This is a genomic window from Achromobacter sp. JD417 (assembly GCF_041879325.1).
Taxonomy (GTDB): domain Bacteria; phylum Pseudomonadota; class Gammaproteobacteria; order Burkholderiales; family Burkholderiaceae_B; genus Achromobacter; species Achromobacter mucicolens.
In genome coordinates this window covers 4182999-4196503 of sequence record NZ_CP087159.1, presented here as the reverse complement: position 1 = coordinate 4196503, position 13505 = coordinate 4182999, and the positions used below count along the sequence as shown (strand labels likewise).

Here is a 13505-nt window from a genome sequence, read left to right as displayed (position 1 = left end):
GTCGCCTTCGGCGACTGCCTTCCGATTCCCTCGGGCGCATCTACACGCCCCGCGCACCCAGGCCGCCGCCGAGCCGGGCTGCGTCGTAAAAGGTCGGGAGGCCTTTGGGGAGGGTGGCTTGCTTGACCTTTTTCTACAGGTCTGTTCGGGTTCGGAAGATCTTGCGGGGCTGCCAGATGTCGGCCGCGCGGGCGGCCTTATCTGGCGTTCGGGTGTCTTGCGTCGGCGCTTGATATCGAGGTGTCTGGCACGCGTTGAATTGCAATACCAAGGTGTCTGACACCCGTTGAATTGCCGTCACGGGTTGACGACCCTCTCTCCCGGGTGTCTGACACCGTCGCGCCAACGGGGGTAGGCGCCTTAAGTGCGCACAAAGCAAATCGCCGGCGTTTCAAGCCGGCGATTTTCATTCGACGATTCCGTGCCGCGTTAAGCCCTTACGGAATCAGCGACAGGCCCACGCGGAACTGGCTTTCGTTGCGCTGGTTGTAGCCCAGCAGCGTTTCGCCGTAGCCGTTGAAGTACTGCAGGTGCAGGTAGCCGTTCCAGTTCAGGAACGTGCGTTGCAGCGGCCAGGCGAAGTCCAGTTGGGTGGTGCGGCGGCGTTGGTCGCCCTGGCGGTACATGGCGGTGACGACCGCGCCGTTGTCCTGGGCCCAGCGCAGTTGCCAGTCGACGTGGCCAGCGTAGGCGGAGTAGTCGCTGTTTTCGTTGGCGACGGCGAAGTAGGCCTTGACCTTGGGGGCGAAGGTGAGGGTGCTGCCGCCGTCAAAGCGATAGTGGAAGCGCGGTTCGATGTAGCCGTCGTTCAGGGAGCGCGAGTCTTCGCCGTCCTTGCCGTTGGAGGCATGTTCGACGCCGACGTTCATGCCGATGCGCCAGTTCTGGTTTTCGGATTTCCAGACGTCGTCGGAGAGCCAGAAGACGCTGGGGTTGAAGGTGGTGTCGATGAAGGGCTTGGAGTCGCTTTCCAGGTCCCAGAGCGAGGTCTGGGTGTAGCCCAGGTAGAAGTCGTCGTGCCAGGTGTCTGCGCTGCCGCGGGGGCTGATGAGGCGGTATTTGGCGCTGATCTGGAAGCGGGCGGTGGTCAGGCCGCGGGTGCCGACGGCGAAGTAGACGGGTTTGTAGGCCGAGAAAGCGCTGCGGAATTTGTCGAAGGCGGCCTGTTCGACGGTCTGTTCGACGGCGGCGGCGGGGGCGGGGCCGGCTTCGGGCGAGGCGCCTGCCGCGGCGACTGCGGCGGGCGGGACGGGCTGGCCGCTGCGGGCGTCGACGACGGGGGTTTGGGCGGGTGTGGTGGCCAGGGTGCCGCTATCGCGGCCGGTGGCGTCCAGCGCCATCATGGACGGTTGGCCTTCGATGGAGACGGCTTGCAGGCCGCGCGCGGTGGCGGGCACTTCGGCGGTCCAGGACATGCGGGCGAAGTTGTTGACGGGCACGCTGTAGTTGTCGCGGCCGCTTTTCAGTTTGGCCAGGCTGCGCACGATCTGGCCGTTGGGGCTGCGCCACTGGAGGACGAGTTCAGGCGGGGCCTGCCAGTCCACGCGCGAGCCCCCTTCGTTGAAGAACACGGCCTCGATGGTGACGGTTTCGCCGGGCGCCGCAGAGGGGCGATCCAGTCGGTAAGACACGCCTGCCGCGGCGGATCCGGCCGCGCCCAGGGCCAGGATGGCGGCGACGAGGCGGGAAGTGGGAGAGCGATGAAAGGGACGGCTGGAGGTCATTGAGGACGTGTATGGTTTTTGTGATGAGGCAATGTAGCACCGTCCCCGGCAACAGTTTGTAAGTCAGGCTAATTGGTTGTATGGGCTGTAAGCAATGCGAAAACCCCGCGCATTGTCGACAATGCGCGGGGCCTGGAGAGAGGTGTTGCGCGAAGGCGCTGCGCGGCGGATCCGGCAGGCCTTGCGGCAGGGTGATCGGCGGTTATTCGCCGAACTTGATGCCTTGGGCCAGCGGCAGGTTGCGCGAGTAGTTGATGGTGTTGGTGGCGCGCCGCATGTAGTTGCGCCAGGCGTCCGAACCGGACTCGCGGCCGCCGCCGGTTTCCTTTTCGCCGCCGAAGGCGCCGCCGATTTCGGCGCCGGAGGTGCCGATGTTGACGTTGGCGATGCCGCAGTCGGAGCCGGCGGCCGACAGGAAGGTTTCGGCTTCGCGCAGGTCGTTGGTGAAGATGGCGGACGACAGGCCTTGCGGCACGCCGTTCTGCATGGCGAGCGCGTCGTTGAAGTCCTTGTAGCGCATCACGTAGAGGATGGGCGCGAAGGTTTCATGGCAGACGACGTCGGTCTGGCCGGGCATTTCGGCGATGGCGGGGCGTACGTACCAGGCGTCGGGGTATTGGTCGGCCAGCACGCGTTCACCGCCGGTGACCTTGCCGCCTTGTTCGCGTGCGGCGGTCAGGGCGGCCTGCATGGCGTCGAAGGAGGCGCGGTCGATCAGTGGGCCGACCAGGTTGCCGCTGTCGAGCGGGTTGCCGATGGGGGCGCTGGCATAGGCCTTGTGCAGGCGCTGGACCAGTTCGTCGGCGATGCTTTCGTGGACGATCAGGCGGCGCGTGGTGGTGCAGCGCTGGCCGGCGGTGCCGATGGCGCCGAAGACGATGCCGCGCGCGGCCATGTCCAGGTCGGCGGTGGGGCCGACGATGATGGCGTTGTTGCCGCCCAGTTCCAGCAGGACGCGGCCGAAGCGCTGCGCGACGCGCGGCCCGACCTGGCGGCCCATGCGGGTGGAGCCGGTGGCGGACACCAGCGCGACGGTGTGCGAGTCGACCAAAGCTTCGCCGACTTCGCGGCCGCCGATCAGGACTTCGGACAGGCCGGCGGGGGCGTCGCCAAAGCGTTGCACGGCTTGCGCGAAGAGGGCCTGGCAGGCAAGGGCGGTGAGCGGCGTCTTTTCCGACGGCTTCCAGACGACGGCGTTGCCGCAAACCATCGCCAGCGCGGCGTTCCAGGACCAGACGGCGACGGGGAAGTTGAAGGCGCTGATGACGCCGACGACGCCCAGCGGATGCCACGTTTCCATCATGCGGTGGCCCGGACGCTCGGAGGCGATGGTCAGGCCGTAGAGCTGGCGCGACAGGCCGACGGCGAAGTCGCAGATGTCGATCATTTCCTGCACTTCGCCTTCGCCCTCGGCGACGATCTTGCCGGCTTCCAGGCTGACCAGGCGGCCGAGTTCCTGCTTGTGCTGGCGCAGGGTTTCACCGAACAGGCGGATCAGCTCGCCGCGGCGGGGGGCGGGGACATCGCGCCATGCCAGGCTGGCTTGGCGGGCGCGGGTGATGGCGGCGTGGGCCTGGGCCACCGTGTGCTCATGCACCTGCGCCAGCTCGGCGCCGTCGATCGGGCTGCGGGCGATCAGGGTGCCGCCGGTGAGCGCACTGGAATTGAGTCCGAGATTGCGCAGGATGTCTTGAGGAGTGTCCATGCCGGTTCCTTCGATGCCTTGCGAAGTCAGCGTCTTCGCTTAAGGGTTATGCCTAAGTGGCGATTCTGGAAAAAAATTTACTATACGAAACTATGACGTGAAATGCGAAATATTTTTGAGGTGCCCTGCACCTGAAGGTGAATTCGTGGCCGAACCCTTGCTCGTAGTTCAGGCAGTCAGAAAGACCTATCAGCGCGACGGGCATCCCCCGCATCTGGCGCTGGATGGCATCGATTGCCAGCTCGAACGCGGCGAGGTGATGGTGGTGGTGGGGCCGTCCGGCTCGGGCAAGAGCACCTTGCTGCGCACCTTGAACGGCCTGGAAAGCATCGACAGCGGCAGCATCCGCGTGAACGGCGTGTCGCTTACGGATCCGGCCACCGACGTCAACCGCTGGCGCACCGACGTGGGCATGGTGTTCCAGCACTTCAACCTGTTCCAGCACCGTACTGCGCTCGACAACGTGGCGCTACCCCAGCGCGTGGTGCGCGGGCGCAGCCGCGCTGACGCCGAGCGCTACGCCCGCGAGCTGCTGGGCCGCGTCGGCATGGCGGAATTCGGCGATCGCTATCCCAGCCAGCTGTCCGGGGGCCAGCAGCAGCGTGTGGCCATTGCACGTGCGCTGGCGATGGACCCGCAACTAATGCTGTTCGACGAAGCCACCTCGGCGCTCGATCCCGAGACGGTGGGCGGCATTCTTGAATTGATGCGCGCACTGGCGCGCGACGGCATGACGATGGCGGTGGTGACGCACGAAATGGGGTTTGCCCGCGACGTGGGCGACCGCGCGCTCTTCATGGATGCCGGCCGCATCGTGGAAATGGGCACACCCGACGAAGTGTTCGGCCACCCCAAAGAGGCGCGCACCCGCGCTTTCCTGGAAAAGATTCTGTAGTCCCGCCGGTCCGGCTTATCCGGGCGCTGCCGGCGCGATGTGCCTTGCCCGGAACGATATGGGTCCAATCACCAAAGGGGTTAGAAATGCTGAAGATCAAACAATGGCTGGGCGTGGCCAGCGTCGCCCTGGCGGCCGCCACCGTGGCCCTGCCGGCACAGGCGGACGAACTTTCCGACATCATCAAGCGCGGTGAATTGCGCGTGGCGGTGCAGACATCCGGGCCGCTCATGAGCTTCATGGACAAGTCGGGCAAGCGCACGGGGCTGGCGGTGGAAGTGGCCAAGCGCATGGCGGACGATCTGGGCGTGAAGCTGGTGCTGCAGGATTATGAATGGAAGGGCCTGTTGCCCGCGCTGCTGTCGGGCAAGGCCGACATGGTGGCCGCGGACATGACGCCCACGCCGCAGCGCGCCGCGCAGGTGCTGTTCTCGCTGCCCATGTTCTACGCCGACACCGTCGCCGTGGTGCCCAAGGATTCCCCGTACAAGAACTTTGCCGAACTGAACAAGTCCGGCGTCACCGTCGGGGCGCTGGGCGCCAGCACCTATGCCGAAGTCGGCAAGAAGATGCTGCCCTCTGCCACGCTGAAGGAGTTCTCGGGCGGCAGCGCCCCGGTCGGCCAGGCGCTGTCCAGCGGCCGGCTGGACGCGGGGATCATGTCGCTGTCCACCGCCAACCAGTTCCTTGTGGACTTCGGCAACCTGCGCGTGCTGGAAGGCGTCATGGTGCGCGAGCCGCTGGCGTTCGCCGTCGGCCCCAACGCGTTCCGCCTGAAGTTCTGGCTGGACAACTGGCAGACGCTGAAGACCGCCGACAACTCGCTGCCGGAGCTGGTGAAGTACTGGTACTCGACCGATTGGAAGAAAGACCACTGATCGGAGACGGGACCGCCCATGGACTGGCTGATCGATTTCTATAACTGGCGCATCGTCAGCCAGTACACGGGCCAATTCGCTGAAGGCCTGGCCAATACGCTGATCGCGGCGGGCGCAAGCCTCGTGCTGTCGGTGCTGGCCGGGGTGCCGCTGGCGCTTGCCCATATGTCGTCCCGCGGCGCGGTGTGGCGCCCGGTGGCGGCCTATGTGCAATTCGTGCGCTCCACGCCGCTGCTCGTCCAGATTTACCTGGTCTATTACGCGGTGCCGTACCTGGTGCCCGGCGCCAAGGGCTGGAGCGAGATGGTGCTGGGCATCATCGCCATGACCGTGCACCACGCTGCCTACATGAGCGAAATCATCCGCGTCGGCATCGAGTCCGTGCCGCGCGGCCAGATCGAAGGCGCCAAGGCCTGCGGCATGAACTACCACCAGCGCCTGCGCTATGTGGTGCTGCCGCAAGCCTTCGCCAATACGCTGCCGCCGCTGCTGGGCCAGACCGCCGTGCTGATCAAGGACACCTCGCTGCTGTCGCTCATCACGGTGTTTGAACTGGTTGCCGCCGGCGTGCAGATGAACAGCGAACGCATCGTGCCCAACGAAGCCTTCCTGACCATCGCCGCGGGCTATCTGCTGATCTACTGCGTCATGCTGCTGCTATCCAAGGGCGTGAGCCTGTGGCTGGCCGGCCCGGCCTGGAACGCGAGGTAACCATGCTGGAATCCTATCTCTCCACCGCCGGCGTCGTCTTGCCCTTTCTGCTCAAGGGCTTTTGGGAAACGCTGAAGATCTCCTTCGTGGCCATCATCGCGGGGTCGCTGCTGGGCTTTGTCATCGGCGTGATCCGCAGCTATCGCATCCGCGGCGTGCACCAGATCCTGGGTCTCTACATCCACATCCTGCGCGGCACGCCGTTCCTGGTGCAGCTCTACATTTTCTACTTCGTGCTGCCCAGCTCCGGCATTGAGATGCTGCACTGGGATTCCGGAACGGCGGCCTTCGTGGCGCTGTCGGTCTACACGTCCTGCTACGTGGCGGAAATTGTCATGGGCGCCATCCAGGCCGTGCCGCGCGGCCAGACCGAAGGCGCGATGACGCTGGGACTGCGACCGCTGCAGATCCTGTGGCTGGTCATCCTGCCGCAGGCCATGCGCCTGATCGTGCAACCCATGAGCGGCGTCTACGTCATGCTGATCAAAAGCACCGCCATCCTGTCGGTCGTCGGCATCACCGAGCTGACCCGCCAGGGCGAAGTCTTCATCATCACGTTCCCGGCGAAATCCCTGTTCATCTACGGCATGATCGCCGCCATCTACTTCATCTACTGCTACCCGCTCCTGCGCCTGGCCAACTGGCTGGAAAAGCGCTTGACCGGGGGCCTGCAAGGCGCGGGCCTGCACTGAGCGGACACCATGGTCTCCGAGTACATCGACACCTACTACAAGCGCACGCTCGCCGACAGCGAAACCTACTATCCGCCGCTGGCGGGTGCGGCCAGCGCCGACGTCTGCGTGATCGGGGCGGGCCTGGCGGGCCTGTCCACCGCGCTGGAACTGGCCCGGCGCGGCCGCAACGTCACCCTGCTGGAAGCGCGGCGCATTGCCTGGGGGGCGTCGGGCCGAAACGGTGGCTCGGTGTCGCCGGCCTTTTCGGCCGGTGCCGATGCCATCCGCAAGCACGTCGACGAAGACCACTACCGCCAGCTTTACCGGCTGTCGATGGAAGGCGTCGAGATCATCCGCAACAACATCCGCGATCTGCGCATCTCCGACGCCCACAAGGTGGACGGTCGCCTGCGCGTCGTGCGCTACGAGGCGACCGACGCGTTGCGCCAGTGGTGCGACAGCCAGCAGCGCGACTTCGGGCGCGACGTGCGGCTGCTGTCGCGCAGCGAAGTCCGGGAGCGTCTCGTGTCCGATGTCTATTTCCAGGGCATCGAAGACCCGTCATCCTTTCACTTCCATCCGCTGAACTACGCCCGTGCGCTGGCCCGCGAGTGCGTCCGGCTGGGCGTGCGCATCCATGAAGACTCGCCGGTCGTGCACGCCACGCTCGACGGCGCGGTCAAGCACCTGAAGACCGAGCAAGGGCAGATCGACGCCGCCACCGTCGTGCTGGCCACCGGCGGCTACACCGGCGACGTCGTGCCCGCCTTGCGGCGCGCCATGCTGCCCATCGCCACCTACATCATGCTGACCGAACCGCTGGGCGACCGCGTCCGCGAAGCCATCCGCAGCACCGCCGCCATCGGCGACGACCGGCGCGCCGGCAACTATTACCGCGTCCTCGATGGCGGCCGCATCGGCTGGGGCAGTAGAATCACCACCCGTGTCGACGACCCGCCCGATCTGGCCGAGTCCCTGCGCCGCGAATTGCTTGGCGTCTACCCCCAATTGCAGGGGGTGCGCGTTGAGGCGGCGTGGTCGGGACGCATGGCCTACGCGCGGCATCTGATGCCGCAGATCGGGCTGCTGGGCCCCGGCGTCTGGTATTGCACGGCGTTCGGCGGCCATGGCATGAACACCACCTCCATAGGCGGACGCGTCGTGGCCGAGGGGATCACCGGCGACACGCAGCGCTACAAGCTCTTCGAACCGTTCGGGTTGGCCTGGAATGGCGGGAGCCTGGGCACGGCGGCGGTTCAACTGACTTATTGGTCTTACCAGGCGCGCGATTGGTGGCGTGAACGTCAATCGCGGGGCTGATTATTGCGGGCCTGATTATTCAGGCCCGACTACTGCGGGCATGACAGGGTGTAGAGAATGCAAGGCAACAAACAGAGCGCATTGGCACAACGGCTGCGAGCCTTGCGCCAGGCGCGCGCGTGGACCCTGAAGCAGGCGGCCGAGGCCACCGGCGTGTCCGCGTCGACCCTGTCAAAGATCGAGAACAGCCTGCTGTCCCCCACCTATGACAACCTGATCAAGATCGCCGCCGGCCTGGACCTGGACGTCGCCGAACTCTTCACCGCGTCCGACGCCCACATGGGCACCGGCCGCCGCAGCCTCAGCCGCCAGGGCGAAGGCCGCCAATACGAAACCCCGTACTACGACCACCGCCTGCTGTGCACCGCGCTGTCCCACAAGCGCATGATGCCGTTCCACACGCGCGTCAAGGCCCGCTCCTTCGACGAATTCCAGGACTGGAGCCGCCATGGGGGAGAGGAATTTGTCTATGTGCTGGAGGGAGAGGTGCAGCTCTACACCGAGTTCTACGAACCGGCGCGGTTGAAGGCGGGGGAGAGCTTCTATATAGACAGCCGCATGGGGCACCGTGTGATCAGCCTGAGCCCGGAGGATGCGATCGTGCTGTGGGTGTCCACGCATACGGACATTGGCGAGGAGTAGGGCGGGACCCGCTAGGACGCGCCCGGTTAAGGGGCGACGAACTTTTTTCCGCAACAGGGTAAAATGCGCGGCCCGGACAGGTTCCGGGAGTCTTCACACCGCGCGGCAGTAGCTCAGCTGGATAGAGCACGGGCCTTCTAAGCCTGAGGTCGGGGGTTCGAGCCCCTCCTGCCGCGCCAGAATGGCTAGGAAAATCAAGCCATTGCGTGTCCTTGAAGTTCGTTAAGAAAGCAATCATTAGAATAAAAATGGTTGCGTTAGAACTTCACTCTGTCGCAGAGGCCTTCTTCACCACCCGCCTGTCGTAGTGTTTGTGAGTCGTCGCCGGGTTCGCGTGGGCTGCGAAATCGTACGCATCATGGTCACCGTTTTGGATCTTCGTCGTGATCGCCGCAGGGCGCACATCCTGCAGATTGAAGTAGAGCGGATGGTCGGTTAAGGACTTCTCCGTCACGGCTTCGTCCACGGACTTGATCCACGCCAGTTGCGCGTCCTTCCAACTCGAGGCCCAGCGATGGCGCGTGTACGAATCGGAGCGCTTCGTCGGCGCGAACAGGTAAGGGCTGCTGGTGTTCTTGCGGTCGAGCGAACGGGCCACCACCACGTGCAGTCGCTTCGACCACTCGCGCACCTTCAAGACTTCGACCTGGCCCTTCTTCCTCTTTGTGGACAGCACCGTCACGCCTCCAGGCGACAGGCCTGATTTGAGAAACGGGCGAGCCTCAGACGAGCGAAACCCGGTCAGATAGGTAAACATCGCGGCGCAGCCCATCGTCCGGTAGTTTTCTCGCTGCTTCACGGACCATACATAGAAGCGAAGAACCTGACTTCGGTCGATGATCTTCGCCTTGCTATCCGAACGATTCTTCATCATGTTGACGAAGGGATTCGCGGCTAACAGGCCCCATCTCACGCCGAAGTGACAGATGACTGAGAATTGGCTCAACTCCTTGTTGGCTTTGATCGGTGCGCCGGCGGCTGCGCGATCCTCAAGGTACTGGTAGCCATGCTGGGGTATCAGTTGGGACGGCGCCATCCTGCCAAAGAACTTAGTCAGGTTGGTGGGCGTAGCCTGGATCGGACTCCGTTAACATCTGGACAGCATTAACTAGCAGAAGGGAATCAGCATGCTGCGCGATTTGGGTTGGTCCTTCTACAGCATCCTTGCGCTGATTTGCGGTGTTGCTACCGCCTGGTTGCACTGGTGGGTAGTGATGCACGAGGGACTTTGGCCGTACATCATCTTTGAATTGATCCCCGGGCTTCCCGGGGTGGCATCCGGTGTCTATGCCATACAGCGAGATGGCAGCAAGGTAGCGTGGGCCGGTGTGCTGCTGTCGTTGTCGCCGCTGGCGACTTGGCTCAGTGTCTGACAAGTGTCTTCTCAGACATTTCCTCAGTGCTGGGGGTGAAATTGAGGCCGAGGGACGGGCGCATGGCTGCCAAAGTTCAACTCGCCCCGTCCCCTTCCGCCAATGCCTCAGTGACAGCCCAACCCAAACCCGCCGCCTCACAAAAATATAGTGGATTAAATCAACTAATCAGCCTATAGTCGCTCCGTGGCCGCGGCTTCTTGCGGTGACAGCAACCGAACGATCAGGAGCAGGCATGGCCCGGACTTATCACACGATTCTGTTTGACGTGCAGGACCATGTCGCCACGGTGACGTTGAACCGGCCCGAGAGTCGTAACGCGCTCAGTTCGCAGATGTGCGCGGAGCTGGTGCATGTCATGGAGGCGATTGCGGCGGATCCCGGCGTGCATGTGGCGCTGATCATGGGCAATGGTCCGGCCTTTTGCGCGGGCGCTGACCTTAAAGAGCGCAAGACCATGAACAGTCAGGAGATGACTGCGCGGCGGGTGCAGGGTTTTGCCGCCTATGCCGCCATTGAGCGGCTGCCGCAGCCTGTGGTGGCCGTGGTCCACGGCCCGGCGTTTGGTTCGGGGTGCGAGATCGCGGGCGCTTGCGACTTTGTGTTGGCCTCCAGCGAGGCCGTGTTCTGCTACCCCGAAGTGGGCTGGGGGACGGTGGGCGCGACGCAGCGTCTGCCGCGTATTGCCGGCCCTCGCAAGGCCAAAGAGCTGTTGTTTACCGGCCGCCGGTTCGATGCCGCCGAGGCGCGCGAGATCGGGCTGGTCAACCATGTGTATGCGCCCGATGCGCTGCGTCAGGAAGCGCTGGCGATGGCGGCGGCCATGGCCCGGGCCCAGCCGCTGACGATGCGCCTGACCAAACGCAGCATCGACCAGGGCCTTGCCACGACGCGCGAAGGCGCGATGGCCATCGAACTGCTGGCCATTGAGGAAAATCTGCGCGGCACGGATTGGCAAGGCGCCATCGCCGGCTTTGGCAAGGAGCCGCAAGCATGAAGACGATGACGCTGGCGGCCGTATTGGCGCAGACGGTGGCGGCGCGAGGCCGGCAAGAGGCCTTTGTCGCCCCGGGCGAACGTTTCAGCTGGGATGAACTGGCCGCCGGGGCGCGGCTGCGCGCGCAGGCGTTGTATGCGGCCGGTGTGCGCCGGGGCGACCATGTCGGCATCTTTCTCGGCAATGGCGGCGACTGGCTGCAGCTGTTTTACGCGTGCGCCCTGATAGGCGCGGTGACGGTGCCGGTCAATACCCGGTTCAAGACGGAAGAACTGGCGTTCTGTCTGCAACAGGCAGACGTCAAGCTGTTGCTGACCGCCGATACGTTTCTGGGCATCGACTTCCTGGATCTGCTGCAAACGGTGGAGCCCGCCCTGGCTGAACGCCTGCCAGGCGCGGTGCTGCCGAGGCTGGAGAAAGTGGTGGTGCTGGGTGATCGTAGTCTGCCGGGCACGACCGCCTGGGCAGACTTCATCGAAGGCGCAACCCGTGCCGATGCGGCCGGCTTTGATGCCGCCATGCGCGCGGTCAGCAGCGACGATGTGCTGCTGATTCAATACACGTCGGGCACGACGTCCTTTCCGAAGGGCGTCATGCTCACCCATGCCAATATGCTGGGCAATGCGGCGGCAGTGGCGCAGCGCATGGGCGTGCGGCCGGAAGATCGCTATTTCAGTATCCGGCCGTACTTCCACGTGGCTGGCACCACGTTGTCCATTCTGGTGAGCCTGGTGACGGGATGCTGCCTGCTGACCTTGCCGCGTTTTGAAGTGGGCGACGCCTTGCGCATGCTGGACGAAGAGCGCTGCACGCTGACGTCGGGCAACGACACCATCTTTCTGATGCTGATGGGGCACCCCGATTTCGACCGGCAGCGGATCCATTTGCGAGGCGGTTGGGCCGCGGCAGGTCCAGAGGTGATGCAGAAGATCCGCGATGTCATGGGCGTGCCCTCGGTGTGCAACGCCTATGGGCAATCAGAGGCCTCACCCAATATCGTCATGTCGGCCTGGGATGACGCGTTTTCGCTGCGCGCGCAGGGCTGGGCCTTGCCGCATCCCGGCATGGAAATCCGTCTGGTCGATCCGGCCACCGGCGCGGTGGTGGCGCCGGGCGGGCAAGGCGAGATCCAGGCGCGTGGCTGGAGCGTGATGAAGGGCTATTACAAGATGCCCGAGGCAACCGCTCGTGCACTGAGCGCGGACGGTTGGCTAAGCACCGGCGACCTGGGAGAAATGAATGCCGAGGGCCGCTTGCGCATGGTGGGCCGCTTGAAGGACATGTTCCGGGTCGGTGGCGAAAACGTGGCGCCCGCCGAGGTTGAAGAGGTCCTGCATGGTCATCCCGCCGTGCGCATGGCGCAGGTGGTGGGCGTGCCGGACGCCCGGCTGGGCGAAGTGCCGGCCGCTTTTGTGCTGCTACGTGAAGACCAGCAGGCCGAGACCGCCGAGCTCATCGCCTGGTGCAAAAGCCGTTGCGCCAATTTCAAGGTGCCGCGCTATCTGGAAATCGTCGATACCTTTGAGAACATCGGCATGACCGGGAGCTCCAAGGTGCAGAAGAACAAGTTGCGCGCCCACGCGGTCAGCCTGTTCGGCTTGGGAGAAAAGTCATGACGCGCGACGTGGTGCTGTGCGAGTGTTTTGCCCGCGATGGCTTGCAGCATGAGCCGGATTTCATTGCGACCGACGTCAAGACCGAATTGGTCGACGCATTTGCGGCGCTGGGCTTTGAGCGCGTGGAGGCAACCTCGTATTCCAATCCGAAGGTGGTGCCGCAGTTTGCCGATGCCAGCGAGATGCTGGCCGCGCTGCCGCGACGGGACGGCGTCTGGTACAAGGCGACCTGCGCCAATGAGCGCGCCGTGCAGCGGGCGCTGGCCGATCTGGAGCAGGGGCAGGGCGCCAACGAGATCAGCTTGCTGGTATCGGCCAGCGAGTCGCATTCCGAGCGCAACCTGAAGCGCAGCCGCGCGGATCAATGGGAGAACATCGCCGGGATGGCCAGGCTGGCCAGTGGCCGATTTCGCATGATCGGCACGATCTCGGTGGCGTTCGGGTGCCCCTTTGAAGGCGCGGTCTCGGCCGATAGCGTACTGCGCGACGCCGAGCGTTACGCCGCGCTGGGGGTGAACATCGTCACGCTGGGCGACACCACCGGTATGGCCACGCCGCAAACCGTGCGCGACTTGTATGGCGCCCTGCAACGTGAACTCCCGCAGCTCACGCTGGTGGCCCATTTTCATGACACCCGCGCAACCGGCCTGGTGAATTACGTGGCGGCGCTGGACGCCGGCGTACGCTGGTTCGATTGTGCCGTCGGCGGCGTGGGGGGGCATCCGGCAAAGGTGAAGTATGGCGGGGGCCATACCGGCAATGTGGCGACCGAAGACCTGGTCAATCTGTTTGAATCCATGGGGGTGCGCACGGGTCTGGACCTGGACGCGCTGGCTGTCGTGTCGCAGCGTTGCCGCGCGGTGCTGGGGCGCGACCTGCACAGCCGCGTGGCCGACAGCGGCTTCAATCCGCTGATCCGCGCCGGCGCTTGAGCGGCGTTTGTATATCATGCCCTCGTCACCGCAACCGC

Annotated in this window: 13 protein-coding genes and 1 tRNA gene; 11 read left to right on the top strand and 3 right to left on the bottom strand. The window is 64.6% G+C overall.

Features of this window, described 5'->3' with window-relative positions; all coding sequences use genetic code 11:
• Nucleotides 1-437 precede the first annotated feature (437 nt).
• Nucleotides 438-1724, bottom strand: a complete 1287-nt coding sequence (locus LN047_RS19330) for a phospholipase A (RefSeq protein WP_175210589.1) — start codon at nucleotides 1722-1724, stop codon at nucleotides 438-440.
• A gap of 202 nt (nucleotides 1725-1926) precedes the next feature.
• Nucleotides 1927-3429 carry an aldehyde dehydrogenase family protein gene (locus LN047_RS19325; RefSeq protein WP_062842201.1) on the bottom strand — a complete coding sequence of 501 codons (1503 nt, stop codon included), beginning with the start codon at nucleotides 3427-3429 and terminating at the stop codon, nucleotides 1927-1929.
• A gap of 145 nt (nucleotides 3430-3574) precedes the next feature.
• On the opposite strand from LN047_RS19325, the gene LN047_RS19320 reads away from it, so the two are divergent.
• The 7 genes from LN047_RS19320 (at nucleotide 3575) to LN047_RS19290 (ending at nucleotide 8728) form a co-directional block, all read left to right on the top strand.
• Entirely contained in the window at nucleotides 3575-4324 is a 750-nt protein-coding gene (locus LN047_RS19320; protein WP_056323137.1) for an amino acid ABC transporter ATP-binding protein, read from the top strand.
• A gap of 86 nt (nucleotides 4325-4410) precedes the next feature.
• Nucleotides 4411-5202: an ABC transporter substrate-binding protein gene (locus tag LN047_RS19315; protein ID WP_223576376.1), complete on the top strand. Its 792-nt coding sequence runs from the start codon at nucleotides 4411-4413 to the stop codon at nucleotides 5200-5202.
• A gap of 18 nt (nucleotides 5203-5220) precedes the next feature.
• On the top strand, nucleotides 5221-5913 hold the full coding sequence (locus LN047_RS19310; RefSeq protein WP_056323141.1) for an amino acid ABC transporter permease: 693 nt from the start codon (nucleotides 5221-5223) through the stop codon (nucleotides 5911-5913).
• Nucleotides 5914-5915: 2 nt separating this feature from the next.
• Nucleotides 5916-6605 (top strand): amino acid ABC transporter permease, encoded by a 690-nt coding sequence (locus tag LN047_RS19305; RefSeq protein ID WP_056323142.1) that lies wholly within the window; start codon nucleotides 5916-5918, stop codon nucleotides 6603-6605.
• Nucleotides 6606-6614: 9 nt separating this feature from the next.
• Nucleotides 6615-7907: an NAD(P)/FAD-dependent oxidoreductase gene (locus LN047_RS19300; protein WP_373979904.1), complete on the top strand. Its 1293-nt coding sequence runs from the start codon at nucleotides 6615-6617 to the stop codon at nucleotides 7905-7907.
• A gap of 57 nt (nucleotides 7908-7964) precedes the next feature.
• Nucleotides 7965-8549: a helix-turn-helix domain-containing protein gene (locus LN047_RS19295; RefSeq protein ID WP_056323144.1), complete on the top strand. Its 585-nt coding sequence runs from the start codon at nucleotides 7965-7967 to the stop codon at nucleotides 8547-8549.
• 102 nt (nucleotides 8550-8651) lie between these two features.
• Nucleotides 8652-8728: transfer RNA gene (locus LN047_RS19290), tRNA-Arg, on the top strand.
• An 86-nt stretch (nucleotides 8729-8814) separates the two neighbouring features.
• Here the strand turns inward: LN047_RS19290 and LN047_RS19285 are convergent.
• Nucleotides 8815-9585, bottom strand: coding sequence for a hypothetical protein (locus tag LN047_RS19285; protein WP_338616019.1), 771 nt, complete (start codon nucleotides 9583-9585; stop codon nucleotides 8815-8817).
• Nucleotides 9586-9676: 91 nt separating this feature from the next.
• Between LN047_RS19285 and LN047_RS19280 the strand changes: the two genes are divergently transcribed.
• The 4 genes from LN047_RS19280 to LN047_RS19265 all read left to right on the top strand — a co-directional run bounded on the left by LN047_RS19280 (nucleotide 9677) and on the right by LN047_RS19265 (nucleotide 13467).
• On the top strand, nucleotides 9677-9922 hold the full coding sequence (locus LN047_RS19280) for a hypothetical protein (RefSeq protein ID WP_062842196.1): 246 nt from the start codon (nucleotides 9677-9679) through the stop codon (nucleotides 9920-9922).
• A gap of 235 nt (nucleotides 9923-10157) precedes the next feature.
• Nucleotides 10158-10919 carry an enoyl-CoA hydratase/isomerase family protein gene (locus LN047_RS19275; RefSeq protein ID WP_373979903.1) on the top strand — a complete coding sequence of 254 codons (762 nt, stop codon included), beginning with the start codon at nucleotides 10158-10160 and terminating at the stop codon, nucleotides 10917-10919.
• The gene (locus LN047_RS19270; RefSeq protein ID WP_373979902.1) at nucleotides 10916-12535 is read left to right on the top strand and encodes an AMP-binding protein; all 1620 of its coding nucleotides are present in this window, start codon (nucleotides 10916-10918) and stop codon (nucleotides 12533-12535) included. The genes LN047_RS19275 and LN047_RS19270 overlap by 4 nt, the downstream gene beginning before the upstream one ends.
• Complete coding sequence (locus tag LN047_RS19265) at nucleotides 12532-13467, top strand: hydroxymethylglutaryl-CoA lyase (protein WP_373979901.1); 936 nt, start codon at nucleotides 12532-12534, stop codon at nucleotides 13465-13467. Before LN047_RS19270 ends, LN047_RS19265 begins: the two co-directional genes overlap by 4 nt.
• The last annotated feature ends 38 nt before the right edge of the window (nucleotides 13468-13505 follow it).

Excerpts from the sequence above, each read along its gene's own strand:
- LN047_RS19330 (WP_175210589.1), bottom strand. The coding sequence starts at position 1,724 with ATGACCTCCAGCCGTCCCTTTCATCGCTCTCCCACTTCCCGCCTCGTC.
- LN047_RS19325 (WP_062842201.1), bottom strand. The coding sequence starts at position 3,429 with ATGGACACTCCTCAAGACATCCTGCGCAATCTCGGACTCAATTCCAGT.
- LN047_RS19315 (WP_223576376.1), top strand. The coding sequence starts at position 4,411 with ATGCTGAAGATCAAACAATGGCTGGGCGTGGCCAGCGTCGCCCTGGCG.
- LN047_RS19310 (WP_056323141.1), top strand. The coding sequence starts at position 5,221 with ATGGACTGGCTGATCGATTTCTATAACTGGCGCATCGTCAGCCAGTAC.
- LN047_RS19305 (WP_056323142.1), top strand. The coding sequence starts at position 5,916 with ATGCTGGAATCCTATCTCTCCACCGCCGGCGTCGTCTTGCCCTTTCTG.
- LN047_RS19300 (WP_373979904.1), top strand. The coding sequence starts at position 6,615 with ATGGTCTCCGAGTACATCGACACCTACTACAAGCGCACGCTCGCCGAC.
- LN047_RS19295 (WP_056323144.1), top strand. The coding sequence starts at position 7,965 with ATGCAAGGCAACAAACAGAGCGCATTGGCACAACGGCTGCGAGCCTTG.
- LN047_RS19285 (WP_338616019.1), bottom strand. The coding sequence starts at position 9,585 with ATGGCGCCGTCCCAACTGATACCCCAGCATGGCTACCAGTACCTTGAG.
- LN047_RS19280 (WP_062842196.1), top strand. The coding sequence starts at position 9,677 with ATGCTGCGCGATTTGGGTTGGTCCTTCTACAGCATCCTTGCGCTGATT.
- LN047_RS19275 (WP_373979903.1), top strand. The coding sequence starts at position 10,158 with ATGGCCCGGACTTATCACACGATTCTGTTTGACGTGCAGGACCATGTC.
- LN047_RS19270 (WP_373979902.1), top strand. The coding sequence starts at position 10,916 with ATGAAGACGATGACGCTGGCGGCCGTATTGGCGCAGACGGTGGCGGCG.
- LN047_RS19265 (WP_373979901.1), top strand. The coding sequence starts at position 12,532 with ATGACGCGCGACGTGGTGCTGTGCGAGTGTTTTGCCCGCGATGGCTTG.